This is a genomic window from Bacillus sp. RB3, from assembly GCF_030164735.1.
GTDB classification, from domain to species: domain Bacteria; phylum Bacillota; class Bacilli; order Bacillales; family Bacillaceae_G; genus Bacillus_A; species Bacillus_A cereus.
On sequence record NZ_JASNGE010000034.1, the window covers coordinates 1 to 25677 of the forward strand.

Here is a 25677-nt window from a genome sequence, read left to right on the forward strand (position 1 = left end):
TTACCACATGCAGATAATAATAAAATACTGCTCATTGCAGCACCTATAAAAATATGTCGTTTATTCAATGTATTATACCTCATTCTATAAATTGATTTATAGTCTAGTATATTTTATTTCCTTAATAAAACAAAATTTTTATAAGAAAAAGTTTTTGTTTATTTCCATTAAAAATGTAATATAGATTCACTAAAAACAAAGGTATTCCCCCTGCTTTTAAGTATAAGCTAATAGCTAGATTAAGGTCTAACAAAGGGATTATGCCTTTTCCGTAGACATAAAACTCCAAAGTAAACTTTTGGGTAAAAGTTTACTTTGGAGTTTTGAATCATTTATAACAAATTTTCTAATAAATTTCTCAATATAGATATACTTGTTAATTATGGTTATAATATTCAAAATTAACAAAAAATAAACTATAATAAAAATATGATGGTTATCCTTTTGTTTACTCCTTGTGCTAAAGATAAGATCGTGTTCGCCGATCTTATCTTTTTTTATTTGTGGATTTTTCATACAAAAAAAGAATCCTTATCATAAGGATTCCAGCTTTATGACTACATCCTCCGGCACCAGGATAGGTAGATACGAATCGATCTGGAACCTGAAAGGTTGTAGAATCAAGGATGCGAATGCGCTCAAAGTAGGAAGAAAGAGAATGAGAAATCTTAGATACGCCTCCAATTTTAGCTTGTAGAAGTGTAGTAAATACAGTTCGAAAGAAGGCTACAGGAGTTAAATCGCCGATTAAGTCCTTCCGGACTTAATAAAACTCCTGTTGAAGTTTCTAATTGACTACATAGTTGAGTAAGAGAGGTAGTAGCGACTTGTTGATTTAGCCATACACACAAAGATAAGAAATGGTGCCCGTGGCACTTACGTTTTCGTTTCATTCCGCCTGCTTCTATGGCTAATTGATTAAGTGTAGCGGGAGACATATATCGATATAACTCTTCAGCGAATAAAGATAATTCTTGTTTTTGATTCATATTCATAAAAAACACGTCACCCTTTCTCATTAACATAAGAAAATAGTAACGTGCTTTTAACTTCAAAAATAGTCTAAATCCTTAAGTTGATGGATGTGGGGTAAGCACCACATGCCCATCAACTTAAGGGGTACAGCCGAGATACGTGTAAAAATAGGTTATAGTGATACATTTTTTACCAAATTTATTTTTACGTGAGATTTGCAACATAAATGTTCATTTTTGTGACAGATGAAATTGTAAGTATTTGCTATAAAAAAATAAGAATGAATCCAAACATGTTTGGATTCATTCTTTGATAGTACATAACTAAATTTACTTATACAACAAACCGGCCAATACACAATTGGTATATTTTGTATTATTACCCTTTTTCGGGGGATGGGCACAAAAACCCAATAGCTGCTATTTTAAACTTTAAATCTACTATCTTGTATTCTTCTATCAGTAAGGATTTTAATTTCAATAAGATCTCTTAATATCCGGACAATCAAAATCTTTACTAGGTAGAAATATGCAAAAGTTTTACTGTTTCGAATTAGAGCTATCGGTATTGCTACTTTCACCATTTATACGTTGTTCTTTCAAATCAAAATATGCGTCTAAGATATCTTTTCCAATTAATGAGTTAATACCAACATTATCGTTATAAACCCATGGGACCACAACAGAAAAAGCTACTTCTGGATTATCGTATGGAGCATATCCAACTAGTGTTATATTGTAACACTTAATACGTTCACCTGCTGCATCCCTTCCAATTTTATTATCCCCACCATATACTGTTTGAGCTGTTCCTGTCTTGCCTGCTGGTTTATAGGAAGCATTCTTAAAGTAACGAACGCCAGTTCCATCTCCTTCTTGGAATACCCATCTAAAACCTTCTTTTACTCGCTCAATATATTCTTTCTCCATGTCAACTCGATTTAATACAACAGGTTCATTAGATTGAACTACTTTGCCAATGTCTTCGGCTTTTATTGTTTGTTCTCGAATTTCTTGTATAATTTGAGGCTTCATTCGATATCCACCATTTGCAATTGTTGAAATATATTGTGCCAATTGAAGTGGTGTATAAGTGTCATACTGCCCTATAGAGAAATCTAGTAAAAATCCAGGCTGAGTATCATACTGTCTCGTTTGTCCTATTATTTCATTTGGCAAATCAATTCCTGTTGGAACTCCTAAGCCAAATTGTTTGAAATAATAACGCATTGTATCAAATGCAGATTGTTTGATATCCAATTTACCATTCTGCACATAATTGACCCCAGCTATTTGTAACGCTGTATAGAACATATATACATTGGATGATACTTGTAAAGCTCTTAAATCATTAACATTCCCAAAACCAGATACATTCCATGACTTTTTAGCTTGCGTACCTTTAAATTTCATAGGTGCATCATAAAATATATCTCCTGGCTTTATAGCTCCTGTTTGGTATCCAGTTAATAAGGTAGCACCTTTTACGGCTGAACCTAACTCATAAGAAGATACCATGTTACCTAATGCAAAGTCTTCCAGCTCTATTACTCCATCTTTTTCAGCAAATTTTTTACCAGCCATAGATAAAATTTGTCCCGTTTTAGGGTCCATCATAACCACAAAAGCACGATCCATTAATGGTTCCGAATTTTTAAAAGCTCTTAAATTTTTCTCAATACTTTCTTCCACCTTTTTTTGCAATTCCATATCAATTGTTAAAATTAAATCATTACCACTTTTCCCCTTCGACACTGTTTCGGTTTTAATAATATTTCCAGATCCATCAGTAATATTTTTCACTTCTTCTTTTTTACCATGTAATACATCTTCATATCTTTGTTCAATATAGCTTTTTCCAACTCGATCATTACGATTGTATCCACGTACTAAATAAGAATCTAATTGTTCTTTAGGCAATCCTTCTTCTGTGCTTGTTATATTGCCTAATACAGAACGAAATAAATCACCATTTGCATAATTACGCTCCCAGTCAACTGTTGCGTCCACACCTGGAAAATCTGCTAGGTTTTCGCTTATATGAGCATACTCCTTTTCTGTCACGTCGCTTTTAATAATTTGAGGAGTCATTTGATAACCAGAACTCATCTTACTTTTAATTGCTAACACTTTTAAATCTTGCTGCGTTAATTTTGCTAATTCTTCTTCTGTAATACGATTTCGTCTTAACTCTTCAATTTTCTTGTCTAACTCTTTCCCTTCTATGCCTCTCTTTCTTAGATTTTCTTCATCTTGTTTAGTAACCTTTTTTTTTGCTTGCTCCTTATTTAATTGCATCCAAAAATCTTTTTTATCTATCTCAGTTAACTTATTTATGTCTTCGTCCGGAATTTCAAGTACATTTGCTAATTTTCCCGCCGTTTTTAACATATCTTCAAGTTTTATCCCCTTTAACCTTGTATACGTAATAGAGCGAAGGGAGCGATTATCAACGACTGGTTTCCCTTCTCGATCAAAAATCTTCCCACGAGGTACAGAAAGACCTATTGTTTCATTGTTGTTTTTTTCTACTTCTCTTTTATAAGTCTCTCCATCAACAATTTGTAAATTTCCTAGCTGGACAATAATAGCTGAAAATAATAAAAATATACAAAGAAATAAAACATTTAATCGGATATTTATATATGAGTGGGTTTTCTTTTCTTTTTGCTTTTTCATACATCCTCCTTTTGTACCTTTAATGCGTTTTTTAAATGGAGTTTTTACATTTGTCAAAATTTATCTATTACATACGGTGAAAAACATTAAAGTAAGAGTTTATTCTATCAATATAATGTATCCATGCCTGTGAAGGTATTTGTGGCATAGAAGCACCCTTCTCTTGATTTATATTGGAAGCCTGTTCTATTTTTTCTACAGCTTTTACTCAAATTGCTACATTGGTAAGTTGACTTACTTCTAAAACAGTTATACATATACCTACTTTTAAAACCACCCTTCCTAACGATTACTACTTTCCTAACAAATTAGCTAAAAAGTGTTGTAACATTTAATAGACAATGTAAGTAATGAAATAGTTCCACAGTTACAAAATTCCACTTAATTTAAAGTATTTTTTGTAACTGTGGAACTATTTCATGCCCATAATTCTAAATTCATAAGGGCAATTCGATTCTTTCCACCTTTTCCGGAAATTACGGTTATTGTTCGGCGTTTTAAATCTATATCTTCGATATCTAGTGATACTACCTCTGAAATCCTGAGTCCAGCTTGTAGCAAGATTTCTCGTTTTTTTCCATGCATTTTTTTCTTTATGTATCTGATGTAAAAATTTATCTTGCTCTAAACGACTAAGCCATCTAAGTGCTTGTGCTAAAGGTGAGATTCGTTTTCTTTTTACTTTAATCGTAGGATTTAGGGTAGAATATCCAGCTTGTACTAAATAAGACCAATACACCTTAATAGCCGCCACCCTTTTATTGATTGTAGCTGGTGCCAACTTTTCTACTGTTTGCATAAAAGAAACCCATTCATGTAGGTCCCTGGATGTAAGAAAATCTGGATTGAAATTTTCACCAGTTCTTTCAACTACCCATTTTTCCAAAGCTACAACAGATGTTATATATTCTTGAATTGTACGATTTCGTTTTCCCTCTTCCTGTCAATAACATTGAAATAAGTCTATATAATTCATTAAACATACTCTTTACGTTAGCGTGTTCGGTAAAGAAAAAACAATGTATTACAACTGAAAACTATACCGAAATCTAGTTCGGTATAGTTAAATTTATGTCTAACAACATAAAGATACCAACTTGATGAATTTAAGACAAAAAATCTATAAAAAGGATAAAGTACCTTTTTATGTTATATTAAGATAAAAGGGGGAGAATACATGATTAAAGCAATTATCTTCGATTTAGATGGAACTTTATTAGATAGAGACAGTTCACTTAAATTCTTTATTAAAGAACAATATAAGCGGTATATCAATAAACTAAAACATATACCTGAAGAACAATATGTATCTCGATTTATTGAGTTAGATAATAGGGGATACGTTTGGAAGGACAAAGTATATCATCAATTACTCCACGAACATTCTATTTCCGATTTAACATGGGAGCAATTATTAGAGGATTACATAAACAACTTTCAACATCACTGTGTTCCTTTTTCTAACATGGAGCATGTATTAAAAGAGTTAAAAGATAAAGGCATGTTATTAGGTATGATTACAAATGGATTGACTGAATTTCAACTTCTAAATATCCGAGCCTTAGGAATTGAGAAATACATGGATACTATTTTAGTGTCTGAACAAGAGGGAATTAAAAAACCTCAAGCTGAAATTTTTATGAGAGCTCTAGAAAGATTAGGCGTTACCCCTGAAGAAAGCGTATACATAGGGGATCATCCAGAAAATGATGTAATAGGAGCTCGAAATGCGGGAATGAATGCAATATGGAAGAAAGATGCGTTTTGGGGAACTCCATTCACAGATGAATACATAATTGACGATTTGAAAGAATTACCATTATTAATTGATACAATCCGAAAAAATTAATTACTTATCAATAAAATTGACTACTATAACTGAAAGGGGAAAATTTTATGAGTTCAGTAGAAGAAAAGTTTCTATCTACAGCAATCTTTCAATTTGAGCACATAAAAAAACGTGTTGAGAAAGCTATAGATCAGTTAACAGAGCAAGATTTACATTGGCGTCCTAACAGTGAATCCAATAGTATCGCAATCATTATAAAACATCTAAGTGGAAACATGCATTCAAGATGGCCTAATTTTTTAACAACAGATGGCGAAAAAGAATATAGAGATCGTGATGGTGAATTTATTGATACGTTCATTGAAAAAAAAGAATTGATTGAAATTTGGGAAATAGGATGGTTTCTTTTATTTAAAACAATTAAAGAATTACAAACAGAAGACTTACTAAAGATTATAACAATTAGAAATAACCCATTAACCGTCCTAGAAGCAATTCAAATTGAAATAGCGCACTGTAGCAATCATTTAGGTCAAATCCTATATATTGGTAAACAAATAAAAGGTTCAGAGTGGGAAATATTAAGTATTCCGAAAGGAAAATCTCAAACTTTTAGATAATATATTCAAAGTTCAAGTGACTTTAACTAAATGGTGAAAAATATTAGTTGTTTATTTGTAATTTCAAGTAGATTATAAAACTAATATTAATTAATGAAGAAGTGAGGAGAATTAGTTGTTTTTACAACGATTAAAAGTGATCTTGCTGTCCGGGGTATCCATGTCTGTTATTAGTATCATTGTTGAATCCCGTGACTCTTTATCGGCAGCAAACTTTAATTTGTTACCCATATATACTTTAGCTTACTCATGTGCTTTTACTATATTTGCTGTCCCTGTCCAATTATTGCTTTCCAATACTATTTTTTCTAAGCGATTTAATATCTTAACCTTATTTATTTATATACTTGCTGCTTTGATTGTTTTCTTTGCAATAAATGTTTCTGATTTTGAACTTAATATTACTTTTTTTACACAAATTTTATTATATGTTTATATAATCTCAGCCGGATTTTTTTTCTGGTTGTGGGACTCTTTAATAATTCCAAATAAACGATAAATTATTTTTATTAACAAAATTTATGAAGATAAAAGGTGTTTTCTATTTACGAAAACACCTTTAGAGTTCCCCTGTTAACACATTCAAAGTAAATTTTTCTAGTACTTGTTGTAGCTTATCCATTCGAAAAAACACCCTTCTGTCCCATTAATCTAACATACTTTAAAACTTTAATTTTATATTAATTAGAACAAAAAAACAGCTTGTGATTATTAATTGGGGCAAGCTGTTTTTATAAACGGTATGACTTTATTTCAAATCTACATATAAAAAAGACCACTTTTGCGAGTGGCTCCAAAAAGAAGGAATGGTTGCCGTCCCCCTAAAAAAGAATCTAATTAAAATTAGATTCGGAATGTATCAAGTACATTATCTTTTTCTTCTTTATTAATACCAATGTATCTTAGTGTAATTTGTGGTGTACTATGATTCAATATTTCTTGTAACATAGCAATATCCTTTGTTTGCTTGTAAAACCAATATCCAAATGTTTTACGCATTGTATGGGTACCCAAAGATTCTACACCGGCAAAATCACCGGCTTTTTGTAACTGTCGATAGGCTTGTATTTTACTAATAGGTTTATCACCTTTTCGAGAAGGAAATAACCAGGTACTTTTTAGATCCTCAGCGTATGGCAATACTTCCTCAAATATGGATGTAATATTTATGATACGTTCCTTTTTTGTCTTACCTTCTTTCACTTTAAATTCTTTCCGTTTTTTTCGCTTCAGTTTTAAAATTTCATTCGTTTCCATTTTAAGTAAATCACTTACACGTAACCCCGTATTAATACCAATTAGAAATAAAATGTAATCACGATCTGAACAATGACGTTTAAGAGACCATTTCATATCTTCGAGCTGTTCTTTGCTCCGAATTGGTTGTACATCTATTAAATGTTGCTTTTTATCCATCTGTTTTTCAATCCCTTTGTTTTCAATGATTTGAATGTATACTTTTTTGTCTATTTTTATAATATCAACGAAATTAGATGAAAGTCAATGTTTAAGGGGAAATGAAAGTAAACTTTTTGATAAAAGTTTACATTGGGAAATGGGTAAAAAATTTTGTATTCATATCATTAATAAACATAAATATTCAATAAAGATACTTAATTACAAACGCAATTATTTGATTTATAATTATATTTAGAAAATAGAATGGAAAGGTCTTGGTAATATGTTGGGTATTGATGTTATAAAAACAACAGAGGAATTAATTATTAAATGGCAATTAGCAAAAGTTAGTATTCCATTAAATGAAATTATTGAAGTTACTGAAGATGATACTTATGCTGGTGTTGAAAAATTAGATGCAATTCGAATTGGGACAGCTTATAACACAACTGATCGCATCGTAATTAAAACTAAAAAGCAAGATTATGTATTATTTACTACGAATAAGGTTTCAATCTTAAATAAAATAAATGCTTAATCATTCAATTGGTTTAACATGATTTTTTAGAAAAAGGGCGACTAATGTAAAGTTGTCTTTTTTTCTTTTAACAAATTTGAAAGTAAACTAATGGCTAAAAGTTTACTTTGGTGTTTTGAATCATTTATAGCTAATTTTGTAATAAATTTCTCAATATTGATATACTTGTTAATTATGGTTCTAATATTCAAAATTAACAAAAAATAAATTATAATAAAAATATGATGGTTATCCTTTTGGTTACTCCTTGTGCTAAAGATAAGATCGTGTTCGCCGATCTTATCTTTTTTTATTTGTAATTTTTGATAGGCGTATCACCAACATTTTAACGAAAATATACGCTAAGCAAAATTCAACATGAAAAAACGTTGATTTTACTACTCTAAGAGAATCATCTGATCTCAAAAACGTATGTATTTGAGACAAGTGCGTTCCAATGTAAAAGGTGCTGAAAAGAGCCTAAGTAGTGTCTCAAAACTCATCCTTAAATCAAAAACTCAATTCAAATCGTGTTATTGAGTTTTGAGAATCCCTTAGCGTATAAAAAAGTTAAAATGTGCGTGCTACCCCTTAAATCACTTAATCTCTAAAATCATTGCTAGATCGATTGCATAATTCGTGCGAGTTCTTTTTCTAAAGCAGCGGGCTCGTTTGCATAATTGTAAATCCCTAAAAACTTCTCTATAGCCTCTGGATGGGAACTGATTAGCTTGTTGACAGCATCCTGTTGTTCAGATATGCGTTCATTCTTCGAAATTTGGCATCCCATGTGAAACCGAACCATAAACTCATCTTCTATTGCCTTTTGATATTCTTCAGACATTTGATTTGATTGATCGGATTGTCCCTTATATTTTGATAGAATATTGGATAATATACGTGCTCCACATATAGCATCATGGATACCCTGCGCCATACCAGGATCTTTAAAACAAACTGCATCTCCAACCAACGCCCATCCTTTTCCCATTCCTTTATACCAGTAATTATCATATCCGAGAATGCCTTTGACCGGTTCTACTAGTTCTGCATTTTTCAAGCGCGCCCCAATTGTTGTATTCGGAAAGTTATCTGTAAAGAAATTGCGTAGACAGCTTTCCGGATTTAATTTCAACCGTTCTATCAATTCCTTATTTTCTAATGGGAAAATGCCGACAATTACATATAAATCATCATTCGTTGGAAAGAGAATGGCTGTGTTATCTTTTATCTTGTATACTTCAAATTTAGGGACATTATCGTGGCGAAATCCAGAGAAATACCCGAAATAGATGCCGACTGTTGCCGGAATACTTATTTTGAGTTCACTTTTTACCAGCTTGCGAATAATAGAGGATCGGCCGTCTGCCCCGACTACCAGGCGAGCTAAAAATTCTTGTTTCTCGTTGTCGCCGTCTAAACCTTTCACGCCTATCACTGTTTCGTCATCACGGATGACATCCGTCACACGAAATCCTTCTAAAACAGTTACATTCATTTGGGATTTGGCTTGTTCAAGTAGAATATGATCGAGATAAGTTCTTCTAATACAATAACAACTTTCCTCTCCGTAAACCTCAGGGATGAGACCTTCTATCACGGTATCCTCAAATTGAAATTTAATATCCCGTACCGGCGGTACTTTTGTTTCCAATAACTTGTCCAGGACACCGGTTTCTCGAAGAAGAGCGACAGTATTATTGAAAAAGGTATGGGTTGATAATGTGTCCCTTGGAAAATTCGCTCGGTCCACTAACAACACATGGAAACCTGCCTTAGCAAGATAAATTGCCAAGGTAGAGCCGGCACATCTAGCACCGGTAATGATGACATCATACGTCTTATTCATCGTATCACTCCATTTTCAAGTATAATTATTAACTTGCTTATCCATTAGCAGAGTTCTAAAGTTAATGCCCCTACGAGTTAAAGTAATGGGGAAAATTGATAAGAATGCACTACATACATAAAGTATGGAAGCTAAAACGAAATAAGTACAGAAAATTCTCACCTGCTATACAATTAAAAAGAATTTGTGGTAAAAATCGGAATGATAATTTAAGTATTAAATAAAGGTCCGTTTACTTGTCTCGTGAAGAGTTAATAGATGTATATTCACAAAAATGGTTGTTAAAACATCGACTCCAAACTCCTTGTATAAAGTTTTGGAAATCAAGTCCATTTGCTATGTTAAATGCGCTATAATTTTTGGGTAGTCGTCCTTATCATATGTTGAATGAATTATATCCAAATCGTTTTAAAGAGTGGGAATTTTTTAAAAAAACGCCTACAGGATTCTGGACAAAAGAGAAGGGACTCCATTTAGCAGATGAGTTCAACATAAGATTCAATGTAGACTATTGATTATGTATCTTGTTTTTTATTAAATATTACGGTACGTGAAATTTTAAATATCTTTACTAAAAAAGCCCCTTGAAAGGAGCACTTATTTTACAAGATACTGTTCTATTTCTTTTATTAATAGTTCTGCACCTTCTGGACTTAATGTTATCTTACCATTTGCTAATGCCATGTTATGATTTGACACTTCTCCTGTTAATGCACATACACCACCAGGCTGATACTTCTGTAAAATAATATCTTCCCCTTCTACAAAAATCTCTAATGGTGATTTTTCTTTAATTCCAAGTGTATTTCTAAGTTCCTTTGGAAGTACTACACGTCCTAATTCATCTACTTTTCTAGTCATTCCGGTTGCTTTCATCTAGTTTCTTTCTCCATTTCATTATCAATTTGTACCAAGTTATTCTTAACTATTGTAACAGGATTTCGCCATACATAAGAAACATAATGAACTAAAAACAGACCATCATAATAAGAAATTCTTTAAACCCTTGCTGAAAACAAAATACAACCTTCTTCCATTCTACACACCCCTTTTCTCTACAACTTTTTATATGTTAAAACATAGATGAAAGAAACCTGCCCATTTCTTTTCCTGATGATCACTCATGACTTTGCACTTTGCTTTCTTTTGCCAATCAATACCTTTTATTTTACATACTTATGCTTGTTTCCCAGCATCACAAAACATAAACTCTTTAATTCTCTTGACCTTGCTTTATTAAAAATAGAAGATTGTTCATCACTTTATTGATTTTTCGATCCATTCTCTGTTCCCCCTCTTAACAATTTTATAACTAATAATCCATTTTATAAAGGAGCTTGTAAAATAGCCGTTTATAAAAGAACAAGTAAAATATAGTAAGGATTTTCAATATCATTCTTATATTTATACAATTTTATCGTCATTGTATACACCACATACTTTTAATTAAACTAAAAGTAATTAGATATTATTATATATACTATTTCATCTATAAATTTGTTGTAAAACTTTAAAAAATAAACAAGAGTTTTTTCTCTTCAGGGATACCTAGTCTTGTACGTCAAAGTTACAGCATTAAACAGGTATCTAATTCTGCTATTAACTATTGATTTAATAGGCTTTATACACTTTTTCTTATTGTTAGGCCGGAATACTATTTGATATCTAACAAACCTTTGAATAAAAAACCTTACATCATTAAATGTTAGGACAGAATAGCATTTAATATTGGTTATACACTTAAAACTGAGGTATTCTAAATATACAGTAAATATAACAAAATATGACTGAATTCAATTTTAAGTTTTTATTAATTTTTAATTTCTTAAACATGATTTATTAAATCTAGTATGTTGTCTCTTTTTGTTGATTTTTAGGGAGACTTAGGATAACTACTAGAAGATTCCCTAATTTTTTACTTAATTAGATAAACTGTACTTCTATTAGTTGAATAGATACAATTAAATTTTATTTTTTTATTCCTTGAACCACTGCTACTACATAGTCTATATTTTGCTTCAATATATTATTATCTATTGCTTTAAGCATTTATTGGAAATCTTTCATGTTAACAATTATTTGATAGGCTAAGATTAAAGGGATGGAAATTCATAGTATTACATTTTTTACTTTTTTGAAGCAGGATTTGTATATTATTGTACCCATAATATATAAACTTTCATTGTCTATCCTTAAGGAACAGTTAATATGCAAAATTGTATAGTTGCATTGTATTGTATTCCTTTAAATCTAACAAAATAATATTAAATTCTTTCTTCCATTTATTTTTTCTTTTAATATATTTTAGTTTAAAGTATGATCGTCACACTAATAAATACCTAAATCAATTTCCCCTTCCCTCCTATGTACATTTCATATCAAATTATAGATGTATATTATTCAAAAATCTGGCCCATACTAATACACATAAAACCTAAAACTGAGTTTTTAAAGCTATGTCTATTTAATATTTAAACAACACATTTAATCTCCGAATAACCCTCATTATTTCTCACATATAAAAACAAACTCATTTGAGATTCACAACCTAACAAATAATATCAGCACCTTTTAAAAATCCAAATACTACCTATGCAAGATTCTATACAATAATAAAACGCTACTTTAACGCATAGCGTTCACATAAAAAAAGCTTTTTATTTGCTTTTTAGGCATATGTACTATAAAAAACGTACTTAATTGCTAATTCTATTAATGAAAGCTTTGATTCTATTGCAAATATCTAGTAAAATTCTTATATCAGCAACAAACTTCTAATATTAATAGTTAGTTTTAAAATAGTTTCCTATGTACATTAATGTTGTATAAATACTTGTTCACTTCCAACAATGAACGCTATTAGAACGAATAGCGTTCATTATTGAAAAAACATTAACACTAGATGTATAGACTGACTTAATATATAAGTATGTATACAAACAAACTGATATGAGTACAAATGATTAGATGGCTGCCTATAAAAATTTCTACTCTTAAAGGAAAGATCTTTTCAAGAACGAATCAATATCTAACATACAAATAATGGAGGTGTGAAGTTTGGAATATGGATATTTTGCACAAGAAGTAGCAAAACAATTAGATATAAACACCAATACACTTCGCAGATGGTCAATTGAACTAGAAAAAATGGAATATATATTTGAAAGAAATGAGCGTAATCAACGAATTTACTATGAGAATGATATAGATATCTTAAAGCAAATGAAAGAATACTTAAATCAAAACTGGAAACTAGAAGAAGCTGCAACAAGAAGCATGGAAAATACTGAAGAGAACGCTCAGAAAACGGATAGCGTTCATGAGGAAAATGAAGTTCAAGTAACGCTCAGAAAACGTTCAGAAACTGATATTTTGATGATTCAAGAAAAATTTTCTCACATGCTTGAGCAACAAGATAAAATTGTACAACAAAACCAAGATATCATTAAATTGTTATTACAGGAACGTTCAGAAAAAGAAGACAAAGATCTACAGATTCAGTTATTACAAGAAAAACTAGATAAAGCAATTGAACTATTAAATGAAGATCGCCAAGAACAGCAAGATAACACAAAAAAAACGTTCATTCAACGTTTATTTAATTTAAATTAAATCAGATATACGTTTTTTATCAAATATATCTAATTGAGCAAAAAAAAAGCGGTAGCTACCGTTTTTTTTTTGCTCATCCTTACAACACGAATATGTAGTTTTGTAAAAAAATTTCTATGATATGTTATTTCTTGTTTAATTTCGAAGAGTGTAGTTTTTTACAACTTGTGTTACTAATCCTAACTAGAATAAATAGCCTGTGATACATGATGCTATTATAAGGGTTGATTAATTATATAAACTTTCTACTAAAATCATCAAAAAACATCATGTCATTGGTAAAGAATACTTATAATTCAGTGGTATGCTCAAAAATAGAAAGCTTATAAAAGCGATTAGTGACATGTCTTGGTCACAATTTCAAACAATGTTGAAATATAAAGTAAAGTGGTGTAGTGAACAATTAGTTGTAATATCTAAAACATTTGCTTCTAGTCAATTATGTTCCAATTGCAACTATAAAAACATAGATGCTAAAAATCTAAACATTCGTGAGTAGGATTATCCTTATTGTGGCACACGTCATGATAGAGATCGTAACACAGCGCTCAATCTTAGAAATGAAGCTAAACGTAAGAACTATCGGGATAGCCTACTGAATTAGAAACCGTTTGGCTTCTGTACTTAGGTATCCATTACCTCAAGGATACTAAGTACTCAGTTGTACAATATATTTTTCTTAACATATCTTATTGGACCTTTCTTATGGATTCCAAAAACTCTTTATATCGCTAATAAAAACATGTTAATCCTATTTCCTAAAATTAGTTAAGTGTTTACTTTGTCAATTTTCAGGGAAGATTGACAAATCCTCTAATTTCTTAACCACATAATAAACCTGTATAGGAAACTCCATGCTTTTTCTAGTCTTCTTTAATTCATTTTGCCAGACTAAATTTTTTCATGTAAATGTTATCAATCACAGCATTCATTATTATTAAATCCTATGCGTTATAAACGCTATTATTAAAGGCCATATCTTTACTACTAAAGTTACATTATGTCGTCCTTAAAGGAAAACTACTATATTTATGCACTGAATCTCTAATGAATGCTATGCGTTCATTATTTACAAAACGTTAAATTAACGTTTTGTAAGCGCTCATATCGTTTTTTTTATTGTATTAAAGTACTTGCCATCTAATATTCTTACAGATCGTTTCAAGTTCAAAACACTAAACACAGAAAATTTTCCATTCTTTAATTTGTTAGGCCGCTATCACATAGCTCCTAGGCCTTTTAGACGATTCTTATCGCTCTTATAATTTAAAACTTTGCTAATAAAATAAGATATGTACCACAGGAAGAACACGCCAATTAATGTCTATGTTTCCGTAATCATACTTCGAACATAGTCTACTAACATCAACTATTTTTAATTTAGCAACTACTTTATTTCATACCACTTGCTTAAAATACTTTATGACATATATAGCATAGTCAGGGTCGTTATTATAACGTTCATTAATTAGTACAACATAGAAACATACAGCTTTATTATGGACTATTAATTGATACACCCTATCAGATTTTATATATTGCTTTAGCATAAATTGTATCCTTTAAACAACTCAGGATATTGATGTTAAAGAGGTAAACGCCAAAAAAACGGGTAGTGTTCACATAAAAAACACTCAATAACGCTTAAGTTAAAAAAGATTTTAGCATAATCACAACTACTTATCTCTTTGTCCTGCCTTATGGATTCCAAAGATACTTCATATATCTCCAGCCTACTTTAATAAATTTTTCAGATTGTATTTGTTATATTAAGCTTAACATTAACTTAGGATAAATCTTAAGATTTGTAATAATAAAAAAGCACCATACCATCGTAGCGTTCATTATTACTAATTTATACGCGTTATCAACACTGTTAAATAAGACATATCTATCCTAAAGCCACATTATACGTTTAGATATAAATATATCTAAACGTATAATATTAATGTACCGAATTCCTTGTGAACGCATAGCGTTCACGTTTTACAAATCGTTAAATTAACGTTTTGTAAGCGTTCATTTTTTTATTCCTACAGTATTAAACATCTTGCGCCTCAAACAGCCTGTAAAGATGTTTGGAGACGCAAGATTACTAAATAAAAAGACACTCCATTTCTTATTTGTTAGGTGGCTATTCTCATAATTCATATACTTTATAAATAAAATACTTCGTTCTTATGATTTAAACTTGTGTTAATACCTTTATCATAATGTGTGTTATAAGAATGAAACTCTCATGAACATCTATAACACAGCTAAAATTAGGGGATTTCTTGAAATACGCCCTTGGAAGATTATGCTTTGCTTCTTGCAAGTTGATCCCTGTTTAAAGAATTTAATACGATCTATTTTTACTTCATTTAGTTGAAAATTTTTTATAACAGTTAGTACTAGTTATAAAAAAATATAATATATTATATTATATTAATTAAATAATATACAGAATACTAATTTATGAATGGAACAAAACATCATATGAATACTTATTTTATTTATTCATACATCTGTTAGGTGTAACGCTCTTTAAATAACTCCTAACGTTGTAGTTAAAGGATTAGTCGGTAAAATAACGGATAGCGTTCACGTGGAAATAAACACTAAAATAACACTTTGATAACGTTTAGATTCTCAAAGAATCCCGATACCTTAAAATATTGACTTAACCTTTCTAGATTATAGTTAGGATTAATAATTTAAATTTATAACGTCTTCGATTTGGTAACATCATTTAAAAGCATAGTTGCTTAAAAGTAGCATTCTCAAAATTATTGCATAAATTTTATCAATCTCTGACAAAGAACTATTTCCTCAAAAATGTGAACGTGGTAGGTGTATGCCAATTGACGTAAGCCAAAATACTTGGCTTGTTATCATATAATTGTAGATATTGCTTTTTATGAATTCTTAAGATAGGATGTCGGTTGCAGAAAACTCATTGCAATTGTAAACTATCGTCCCATGCTTGACGAAATTATGAAAAACAGGATAAAACAGTAATCTCATATATTAAATAGATCGCAATATTGTTAAGAGGTCACAGTTTCACATAAATAGTATTCTCATATTAAATACATTCTATACAAAAAATTGTTAGTAGTTTTAAAAATATTTCCTGAGGGTTTCATGACCGTTATACAAACGGTCATGAAACCCTCAATGTGTGATAGTAACTTTCGTTACACTCATAAATCCCATTATAAAATTTTTCTATTTTTTTATAATTATATTGTAAAGCTAGAAATCAATTGATTTATTTTTTTAGTTAATCCTTGATTAATATATCTATTATGGAATATAGCCATAAGAATGAAAAATTCATTCGTGAAACCTCTAAAATAATCGCCTAAAGCATGCGATTAGATACAACTATAACTTTCTCCTCATTACATTTTGCCTTCGACTCCAACGTTATTGAAATTATATCTAAGATACATCAAAAAATTATTGCCTTCTTTAGACTACATATGCCAGTTCAAAGTATCATTCGTTCTTCTGAAAAGAATACGTTTTGTTTTTATTAGCTAGTTTCTACTGTTAGAACAAATTTAGCTTTTTTATAAACAAAAAAACTTCTTTAATTCCTAATCCCACATCATTCTCAACAGAAGTACCAATTTTCATTAATTCTTTTATGTATCATCTAACAGTCGTACTAATTCATAGGCTTTGCAAACAGCGTTCCACTATAGATTATAGATATTTTTGTTTAATCACCTATTATAACCATATTTCCGTTCTTTTGTAGAATTTTATTTTGTTTGGACTAGAGTCATTCATTTCAAAAAACATATGCTTATATCCATCGTACTTCTCTCCGGACTAAGATTTCTATCTTGAATCTCCTTATATAAAAAAGAAGATTCTTTTAAATTACACTCATATTATCTCTTTACCAAAGCTTCTGGTCTATCCATCAAAAACATCGAATTAATTAATATGTAAATATGCAACTAAAAATTGATTCAAGTAGGCCCTATTACAAAATAACAACGCCTAAATAACACTTCTAAAACGTTCATATAATAAAACTATTGTATTTAATGTAACTTAAGAAACTTAAATAGATAATTCTGGTTAAAAAATTTGATGTCTTACCATAAAAATTTAGAGTAAATTTCAAAAATAAAACAAGAGCAATAAAGGTTATTCATTATCTATTTAAACATCTTACTTTTAAACTTTAAGCCAGCATTCCTGCGATTCTCCGTGAACGCTATGCGTTCACGGAGAATCAATTACAACATTCCTACTATAAACAGTAAAAGTATGCAAACCAATCAACAGCCTAGATATATACCCAATCCTAAATCATATTATATTAGTTGCTTCAGAAAGAAGTTTTATTTTTTTTAGTATGTTACCAATGGATCTCCTAAAAAAACACCTTTTCAACATAGCTTTATATCGCCACTATGATCTAAGTATGTATGTAGAGACTACTTTGATATCTATGTGATTTTTTATATAGAAATACTTCAATTGAAATTCTTTACAGCCTATACAGACTACTTTTTTTATTATTGAGCTCGAAAAATAAATTTATAGGTTTTATCATTACGTAAACCATTTCCTCTTTAAAACCACCTTTAAATGTTGCTATTACAATGTTTAACGCTTTAAAAACGCCTAGTGTTCATCTGCTAAGTTCGCCAGATAAACACCATAATAACGTTTGTTTAGCAAATATATGAATCTGTAATTAATCCTGTTCAATTTTTATATTCAAATCAAATTTCATAGATTCTCTATTCTTTTAAAAGAGTGCTGCAGATACAAATAGAACATATACAACAAAAATACATATTGTAACTTGATATGTAGAGGGTTAATTTGCATACTACTTTTTTAGTCTTTTAGTTATAGTTATCATCAAAATAGCTAAAAACAAACTTATATAATAAAGATTTCAGTTTAAAACCGTCTTTCAATGCATTACTACACCAAAAAACATCTAATCTTCCAATCTCATTCCTTTTATCAGCTATTTGTTTATAAAAAACATTGAAATCGTTGATATAAAGGGGGTTAACGCATTGATAACGCCTAGCGTTCACATAATATCAAACACCGAAATAACACCTTTATAACGTTTATTCGGCTAACCATTTTAACTATTCAAGTATGTATAAGTCGTATTCGTAATTAATCTTATTTGCATTCTAATTTTCTTCCTCCTGATTAAAATGTATACCTCATTCCACTAGATATCCCTTGGATTCCCAAAATATATCATCAATAGTCTATCCGTAAACCATAGAAACAACCTGATATTTTAAAAGGCATCTTCGACAAACGTATTCCTCCCACCAATAACGCCTTTTATATTTTATAGATATCTAAAAGATATCTAATATATTTCTGAAAATGAAAAAGATCAGAAATATCCCGAAATAACCCAACCCATCTCGATTTAGTATCTAATTTATATTTATTTTATATCTGTTTTATATTTTAATTATATTTATTATTCATAAACCTTATAAAACCCTTGTTGTCAAAGGTTTTATAGGTTATAATATATTTATTAGATATAAATTAGAAATAAATTTCATAGAGGTGATGTATAATGGCAAGTTTAAAAGGCAAAACTCTTCATATAGACATAGAAGGTGATATTGGGAACGATTCATTTAAAGGTTACATCAATGGTGAATACATAAAAATGAAAAATGTATATCAAAGTGTTTACTCAATGCCTAATGTTACAGAGACAAACATCCAAAAAAACGTAGTTAATTTAGTAGATAATATGTTCGTGAATATTGCTAGTAAATCAATTCGAAGATCCGGGATGTATTTCATTGGAAATCGTGCGATGTTAACAGGTAAAAACCCTAAAAACATGAACATTAAAGTCGGTCAAAAATACAATGATGATTTACCACTAATTAATATGCTAGGATTAATCGCAAACAAATCAGTTCAACTTGAATGGGAACGAACAGAACAACTGCCACAATCAATCAATGTGACTGTTGACCTTATTTCAGCTATCCCAGCAAGCCAATGGACACCCGTAAACGCTAAACATTTAGAACAACGTTTTACTAATTCAAATCATGTTGTAGTGGTTTATGTAGGAGAAGAGCAGGTAACGGTTAGCTTAACATTTAATAGTGCAAACATTACACAAGAGGGTGTTCCTCCGTTATTTGCAATTCTTGAAGGGGAAGAGGAGATGTTTACTGATTTCACTAAACTATATGCAAAAAAACTTGAAATCAAAAAAATTGACGGCTCCTTCTTTAAAAACAAAAAGATTTTACATTCTGATATTGGGGATGGAACAACTGAGTATATCTATACAGTTGGCGTGAACCCTGTAATTGATGCTTGTAGCGGTGAAAGACGTGGTGTCGGTCATGCTACAGAAGAAGCTGTAAAATTATTAAATCAAGAACGTGGCACAAACATTAAACGCCAACAATTCTCTCAGATTCTTCAAGATATAGATCATAAATACCATGAAGAGGCAACAACCCACTTTAATATTACAAAAGTGGAACAAGCTGAACTAATCCTAGAAGATACAGATGAAAAATATGTAAACAATACAGCCAGTGAAGCTGAAGTTTTATGTGTGTATGGTGGGGGAAGTATTACTTTTAAAGATGAATTATATAATCAATTATTAGAGTATTGTGAGCGAGTTGGAATGTACTTATTGTGGATTCCAGAGAAATACGCTGTAGATATGAATGCTAAGGGGATGCAAATTATCAAGAAAATTCTTTCTCGAAAAAAGGTGAAATAGTATGTCCGACAAAAAAAGAGAATCCTTCTTCTGGAACCTCAAGAAGATTGAGAATGAAGAATTCTTTAAATGGTTCGAGTCACAAAGCAATATAGCCGATTCTTTGTATAAACTTGTTTGCTATTTTATTGATAAACACGGATTACAAGACGTGGCTGATTATAAGATACAGCAACAAATGCAAAAAGAAATTTTACTTCAAGATAAAGACTTTTTAAATGATGTTAAGCGTATACTTTTAAATAATTCAAACCTTACTATTCAAAAAGAAAGCCAAGCAAATGAAGAAGAGGTAGCCGATTCAAATAGAATAATCTCATCTAATGAAAAAAATTCTACTTCTAAAGATACACATATAGAAAATGAATCAACAGCTGAAAAAGCGGTACTTAAAGATGAATATGAAGACCTGGATACAGCCAATTTATTTGGTAACTAACGTTATAAATCCATGATAAAAAAGAGTCCCTATTTTAGGGACTCTTTTTTATCATGGATTTAAGTTTTTCTACATCTTATCAATAATAATTTGTCTTTTATACCACTGATTTAATTTATCTTTAGCCGTGCCTGAAAGGCGTTTTGTTTTCTTATTATAAAACCTAGAAAGGGTAGGTTGTGATATACCTATTTCTTTTGAAAGTTCTCGCATTGTAATATTTTTATTCATATGGAAGAATGATATTTTTTCTCTAATTGAATTTTCATAATCATCCACATCTAAAGTGTTATTTTCTATTTTCACTGGAGACTCTTCTTGTATGATCTCTACTGTTTTTTTCTTCGCTATTTTTTCTATTGAATTCATTAATTCTTTCGGCGGTAAAATTATTATACCTAACTGAGCATAATAGTTCTTAAACCAATTCTTCTTTGTTAACATTTCCTCTTTTAAATCTTCACTGTACTCCCAATGTGATATTACCTTTTCCTTCTCTAAATCAATAAGAACATTTTCTAACTGTTCACGAATACGATTTGGCTTTTGATTTTGATTTATACCCATGACAGCCAGTAATCCCTTATCTCCTCCTATAGAGTAAGGCCTTTTTAAACTAGAGAACATTTGACGAATTCTCCATTGCCAAGTTAAATAACGAATCAATCTCTTATGATATTTATGTCTATAACTATTATATTCTAACGCTTTTTTTGATAATAGTGCCGTTGTACTACTAGAACCATATAAATAACTTGATAAGAAGCTCCCTGGCTTAATCCTGCAAGATTCTATCCCCATATATTCGTTAGTGTTAGTATCTCTCCAGAGTACCACAGAATCTAATACAAAAAGCCTCTTTATAACTTCTCGCTTTACTTCATAATGTTTACCTGCTTCAGCTCGATCATTTAATACAACTACCTCATTATCATCATTTAAATAGATAAAAATACTTGCTAAGGCAGCAATACGTTTGGCAACCTTTATTTTATCTTCTGCTCGATAATATTCTGTGTTATTAGCCTTTGCTTTAGGTATGCTACACATTTCTAATACCTGATTATATGAAAAATCTATGAATTCATCAGGAGACTTTGCCTCTTTTAACCACTGAATAGTAATTGCATCTAAACAGTCAGCAGTTAAATCATCCATATTACTCATTACACCATCAACCAATGTATTCCAACGAGCAGCTTCTTCAATATTTATTAATCTTAAATCTTCATCTTTATGTGAAGATAGTTGTGCAACTCCACTACTATCTTTCGTTTCAATTGGATAAGATTTCAACTTTGTATTTTCATCTTCTTCAAATTGATTCTTTGCTATGCCATCTCTTAATTTATAATAAACCGCAGAATTATTCACTTCATAGTAATTCTCGTTCTCTAAACTTGTATTAGATTCTTTTGGTTCCTGCACAGTTTCATTGTTAGCTCTTGAAAACTCTTGCTCCACAAATAATCCTATCGCCACATCAATTTCAATTTGGTAAGCTTCTATGTTAGTGAATATTTCCAAAGAGGAGATTCCCTTTTTTTGTTGCTGTTCAAGCCACTGTACAAGCATTGAAAATGATGGGGAAAAATAGTCCGAAGTTACGATCCTACTAGTATCTTCTTTAACTTCTAAGTAATAAGCATTCCATTTATACCACAATTGTTCATTATGTTTATAGATAGGTGCTGATATTACTAATGCATCTTTAAACAATTGTAGAACATTATCCATATACATCCTTCTCCTTATTTAATTTACAATTGAGAATGATTTAAACTTAAATCTATATAGCCTTATGATGTTCCTATTCATGAAAATAAAAAAGAATACAGTAAGTTCTATCCAACCATCCTTTAGTGATAATCTAGCACGTATGCTTATAACCACTTCTTTTACTGATTATACAAGACTGTATCCATTTGGAAAAGGTAAGACGTTATAAGAAACCTAATATTTTTCAAGGAATTAGCTGAAACATGAAATTCTTTTGCGATATCATGTCCCTTTTGATTAAACATGAAAAAGCTAGGTTATTCATGTTTAAAAATTGCCCTTGTATATATGGTAATACTCATTGAAGTTTGCATACAAAGTGAAAATTTATAGCGGTATCATGTCCCTTTTGACTAAAACATGAAAAAATCCTGTCTTAAATGTTTCATGAAATTAAACTATATATTTTTTTCATAATCTTTTTTACCCTTGATACAAAAGGGTTTCTTCTATATTCAAGGTATGAAACAAGAAAATTTATAGCGGTATCATGTCCCTTTCTTGTTTCATAAATCCTCCCAGACCCCTTATATACCATACATTTATACAACATCTTCTCAAATTTCAGGGAATTATAAAACATGAAAATTTATAGCGGTATCATGTCCCTTTCTATCTAAAAAGATGAATCATTCATAGCGGTATCACGTTCCTTTTATAAATACCAAATTTCATATAAATCCCTTTAATATCAATGTTTATTGACGATTTTCATATGAATTATAATAAGTAGAAATATGAAAATCCACAGCCCTATGATGTCCCTTATATTTTTGTGAAAATAAGCTTCCAACCCTATTAGAACAACGTTTATTAGCATTTTACAACTCATTTTCTTATTTATTCGGAACATGAAAATCCATAGTGATATCATGTCCATAAAAAAAATAGGACAAAACCCGAAACCCCTTGATATGAAAGGGATTAACGTACATTTCATTTTTTCATGTTGGCTCTTAAAGGGGCCCATTTCATCAAATTTTGATTTGCTATAATTAAAATCGGTATATTTTATATTGTACGGATATGTATATTTTAATTTGTATAGGAGGTGAAAAAGATGAGCAAATCATTTGTTATTCGTAATCAACGTAGTCTAGATGGACAATCTACTAATGCGGTTATAGTTACATTAAAATCTTGGCAAGCACTTGTTGATGCATTGGAAGGAAAATACTATAGCTATAAAGATACATACCTTGAAGATATTATTAATCAAATGTCGTATGAAGAACGTATTGCGGATATCGATGGATTTGTTGCACAAGCGAAGCCATCTTTTTCACGTCATACTATTTCAAAGACAATGGGAAGAAAACATAAATTGTACGGTATTACAAATGCAGATCTTGAAGTATTTCTTTACCTACATAAAAAATGCTATACGAATGGTATTATTCCAAACGTAACAGTACATATGCTTTGGGAAGACTATAAGCAATACAAAGAAGAATTGGCATGTATACAGCATTCTCAATTCTATATTGCATTAAAAAAATTAAGCCTACATAACATTATTACAATTGAAAATGAATTAGATAGTCGATACACAATTAAAATAACTCATTTTATGAATGAAGAAACAGAAAAAGCAAATCCTTATGTTTACATTAGTCCTGTAGTCTTTACAAAAGCTTTCTTTGAACTTTCAGTAGCATCTAAGAAGCTATTCTTAGATATTGCTATGCAACAGCATAGAGAAACTACATTAAAACGTTCTTTAGACAAACAGGATGAAAGAGGTAATAAGACTCACTTTGGTGGGATGTACCGCTTTCTACATAAGAAGTATCCACATCAAATTCGTGCAGTTATGAAAGAACTAACGACTGTATTGCCTTGTACAGGAACTCCACTATTCAAAATCTGTAAACTACAAAAAGGGGTTCAAAACAAGAAAAAATACACGACTTTATTTTTATCTATTCATTCAGACTTCTTATGTGGAAAAGAATCAGGCGAACTACAGTATCGTGATCCTTTTACTCCAAAGGTTACGTATGCCCGTAAAGCCCGATTTATTGAATCTACACTACAAGAAATGCATATTGGGGAATTTACACGAGACATGAATAAATTTATTCATGTACTTAAAAATACCTGTCATCGACAAATTCGTAGTGTAATACATAGTTTGCGTGACATGATTGATCGCACTGAAAAATATCCAAGTAAGTTAGTGTATACACTGAAAAAATTATTAAATCAAACATCACAGTATCATATTCTTGATACTGCAGCTAAAGAAGGGATTTATCCTCTTATTACACAGCATGTACCAGCAAAACAAAAAGAACAAGCTATATTTGATTTCGGATTGCATTTCTCTATGTACTCTCGCCGAAGCATCAAGAAGCTGTTCCGTAAAACATTTGAGTTATTAAAGAACAAATTTGCTGTACCTGTTACAGAGGAGTCTTACCATCGTAATTATCTAAGATATCAAGAAGAAACATTATTTAGAAAATACGCTTATGAACAAGGTGCAAATCTAAATGCTTATATGGCTTTAGAAATAGAAATGCGTGAACTTCTAAAAATAAAAGGACATAAAGAACGCTTTATTCCTAGTGATGTACGTGAATTGTTCATTGAAAAGATAGATAAATTACCAAAAGAAAAGCTAAGGGTAATTGAAGTACCTGGTAGCATAAATTTAATTACCTTTATACGTGCGTTGGAACAGCTGATACGTGCTGGGATTCAAGTAACATCAACTGAACAGGTATTAAAAGTAATGGAAGAAATGTAATCATTTTCAGCTCTCTATTTTTGAAAAAAAATCAAAGTAGAGGGCTATTCGTGTTGGCTCTATCATTCAAAGCCTTTCTATTAGATACATTTATATACTTTTTTAAAAGATTCTATTGAAAATAGAATCTTTTTTTATGCACTTCTATACAATAAAAATTATTCATCATTCTTAATTTCCACAATAGTAACTTGAAAAGGCATCCAATACCTATATAAATAAAGATTTTACTCTACATAAAATCATAAGAAAAATTAAATTTTTAGTGGATATGTTTATAAAAAGTATCATTTGTGAATAAAAATATCATACTATTGTTGCTATATAAGGGTTCTATAAGTAAATCTACTAAAATTCATCAAGTTTTATGTGATTAAATATGAATAACTGAATTAAGTGGATTAAATAATGATCATTGTGTGTAGATTGTGTACAAATGACTGCAAATTGGGGACAAATATCGGGAATTTCTTCTTATTTATGAATGAATAAATATACTTATTACTGAATTA

General features: G+C 30.3%; 14 protein-coding genes and 2 pseudogenes. 9 read left to right on the forward strand and 7 right to left on the reverse strand.

Features of this window, described 5'->3' with window-relative positions; all coding sequences use genetic code 11:
* Positions 1 to 541: 541 nt before the first annotated feature.
* The 3 genes and pseudogenes from QO049_RS25845 to QO049_RS31020 form a co-directional block, all read right to left on the reverse strand.
* Positions 542 to 995, reverse strand: a pseudogene (locus QO049_RS25845) (transposase); the annotation flags it as partial.
* A gap of 519 nt (positions 996 to 1514) precedes the next feature.
* Positions 1515 to 3653: a peptidoglycan D,D-transpeptidase FtsI family protein gene (locus QO049_RS25850; protein ID WP_284489621.1), complete on the reverse strand. Its 2139-nt coding sequence runs from the start codon at positions 3651 to 3653 to the stop codon at positions 1515 to 1517.
* 412 nt (positions 3654 to 4065) lie between these two features.
* The gene (locus QO049_RS31020) at positions 4066 to 4539 is read right to left on the reverse strand and encodes a hypothetical protein (RefSeq protein ID WP_481748638.1); all 474 of its coding nucleotides are present in this window, start codon (positions 4537 to 4539) and stop codon (positions 4066 to 4068) included.
* Positions 4540 to 4830: 291 nt separating this feature from the next.
* Here QO049_RS31020 and QO049_RS25865 point away from each other — a divergent pair, with 291 nt between their 5' ends.
* The 3 genes from QO049_RS25865 (at position 4831) to QO049_RS25875 (ending at position 6561) form a co-directional block, all read left to right on the forward strand.
* Positions 4831 to 5502: an HAD family hydrolase gene (locus tag QO049_RS25865; protein WP_284489622.1), complete on the forward strand. Its 672-nt coding sequence runs from the start codon at positions 4831 to 4833 to the stop codon at positions 5500 to 5502.
* Between the two features lie 47 nt (positions 5503 to 5549).
* On the forward strand, positions 5550 to 6062 hold the full coding sequence (locus tag QO049_RS25870; protein WP_284489623.1) for a DUF1572 family protein: 513 nt from the start codon (positions 5550 to 5552) through the stop codon (positions 6060 to 6062).
* A gap of 115 nt (positions 6063 to 6177) precedes the next feature.
* Positions 6178 to 6561 carry a UPF0715 family protein gene (locus QO049_RS25875; RefSeq protein ID WP_214632085.1) on the forward strand — a complete coding sequence of 128 codons (384 nt, stop codon included), beginning with the start codon at positions 6178 to 6180 and terminating at the stop codon, positions 6559 to 6561.
* 344 nt (positions 6562 to 6905) lie between these two features.
* Here QO049_RS25875 and QO049_RS25880 read toward each other — a convergent pair whose 3' ends face one another.
* A complete protein-coding gene (locus tag QO049_RS25880) occupies positions 6906 to 7478 on the reverse strand; it encodes a tyrosine-type recombinase/integrase (protein WP_098601102.1) in 573 nt (190 codons plus the stop codon).
* A 265-nt stretch (positions 7479 to 7743) separates the two neighbouring features.
* On the opposite strand from QO049_RS25880, the gene QO049_RS25885 reads away from it, so the two are divergent.
* Positions 7744 to 7998: a SunI/YnzG family protein gene (locus QO049_RS25885; protein WP_087966600.1), complete on the forward strand. Its 255-nt coding sequence runs from the start codon at positions 7744 to 7746 to the stop codon at positions 7996 to 7998.
* Positions 7999 to 8596: 598 nt separating this feature from the next.
* On the opposite strand, the gene QO049_RS25890 is transcribed toward QO049_RS25885, so the two are convergent.
* Both QO049_RS25890 and QO049_RS25895 read right to left on the reverse strand, forming a co-directional pair.
* Positions 8597 to 9826: an NAD(P)/FAD-dependent oxidoreductase gene (locus tag QO049_RS25890; protein WP_086389219.1), complete on the reverse strand. Its 1230-nt coding sequence runs from the start codon at positions 9824 to 9826 to the stop codon at positions 8597 to 8599.
* Positions 9827 to 10423: 597 nt separating this feature from the next.
* A complete protein-coding gene (locus QO049_RS25895) occupies positions 10424 to 10702 on the reverse strand; it encodes an AbrB/MazE/SpoVT family DNA-binding domain-containing protein (RefSeq protein ID WP_246963641.1) in 279 nt (92 codons plus the stop codon).
* 2181 nt (positions 10703 to 12883) lie between these two features.
* On the opposite strand from QO049_RS25895, the gene QO049_RS25900 reads away from it, so the two are divergent.
* The 4 genes and pseudogenes from QO049_RS25900 (at position 12884) to QO049_RS25915 (ending at position 20634) form a co-directional block, all read left to right on the forward strand.
* Positions 12884 to 13438: a MerR family transcriptional regulator gene (locus QO049_RS25900; protein WP_000455689.1), complete on the forward strand. Its 555-nt coding sequence runs from the start codon at positions 12884 to 12886 to the stop codon at positions 13436 to 13438.
* Between the two features lie 232 nt (positions 13439 to 13670).
* Positions 13671 to 14042 (forward strand): annotated as a pseudogene (locus QO049_RS25905) (zinc ribbon domain-containing protein); the annotation flags it as partial.
* Between the two features lie 4965 nt (positions 14043 to 19007).
* Positions 19008 to 20195: a ParM/StbA family protein gene (locus QO049_RS25910; protein ID WP_000157618.1), complete on the forward strand. Its 1188-nt coding sequence runs from the start codon at positions 19008 to 19010 to the stop codon at positions 20193 to 20195.
* 1 nt (position 20196) lies between these two features.
* A complete protein-coding gene (locus QO049_RS25915) occupies positions 20197 to 20634 on the forward strand; it encodes a hypothetical protein (protein ID WP_061660634.1) in 438 nt (145 codons plus the stop codon).
* Positions 20635 to 20703: 69 nt separating this feature from the next.
* Here the strand turns inward: QO049_RS25915 and QO049_RS25920 are convergent, their stop codons facing one another.
* Positions 20704 to 22371, reverse strand: coding sequence for a helix-turn-helix domain-containing protein (locus QO049_RS25920; RefSeq protein ID WP_246963639.1), 1668 nt, complete (start codon positions 22369 to 22371; stop codon positions 20704 to 20706).
* A 1102-nt stretch (positions 22372 to 23473) separates the two neighbouring features.
* Between QO049_RS25920 and QO049_RS25925 the strand changes: the two genes are divergently transcribed.
* Entirely contained in the window at positions 23474 to 25165 is a 1692-nt protein-coding gene (locus QO049_RS25925) for a hypothetical protein (RefSeq protein ID WP_087966526.1), read from the forward strand.
* Positions 25166 to 25677: the final 512 nt, after the last annotated feature.

Coding starts and splice junctions, on each gene's coding strand:
- QO049_RS25850 (WP_284489621.1), bottom strand. CDS start 3,653: ATGAAAAAGCAAAAAGAAAAGAAAACCCACTCATATATAAATATCCGA.
- QO049_RS25865 (WP_284489622.1), top strand. CDS start 4,831: ATGATTAAAGCAATTATCTTCGATTTAGATGGAACTTTATTAGATAGA.
- QO049_RS25870 (WP_284489623.1), top strand. CDS start 5,550: ATGAGTTCAGTAGAAGAAAAGTTTCTATCTACAGCAATCTTTCAATTT.
- QO049_RS25880 (WP_098601102.1), bottom strand. CDS start 7,478: ATGGATAAAAAGCAACATTTAATAGATGTACAACCAATTCGGAGCAAA.
- QO049_RS25885 (WP_087966600.1), top strand. CDS start 7,744: ATGTTGGGTATTGATGTTATAAAAACAACAGAGGAATTAATTATTAAA.
- QO049_RS25890 (WP_086389219.1), bottom strand. CDS start 9,826: ATGAATAAGACGTATGATGTCATCATTACCGGTGCTAGATGTGCCGGC.
- QO049_RS25895 (WP_246963641.1), bottom strand. CDS start 10,702: ATGAAAGCAACCGGAATGACTAGAAAAGTAGATGAATTAGGACGTGTA.
- QO049_RS25910 (WP_000157618.1), top strand. CDS start 19,008: ATGGCAAGTTTAAAAGGCAAAACTCTTCATATAGACATAGAAGGTGAT.
- QO049_RS25915 (WP_061660634.1), top strand. CDS start 20,197: ATGTCCGACAAAAAAAGAGAATCCTTCTTCTGGAACCTCAAGAAGATT.
- QO049_RS25920 (WP_246963639.1), bottom strand. CDS start 22,371: ATGGATAATGTTCTACAATTGTTTAAAGATGCATTAGTAATATCAGCA.
- QO049_RS25925 (WP_087966526.1), top strand. CDS start 23,474: ATGAGCAAATCATTTGTTATTCGTAATCAACGTAGTCTAGATGGACAA.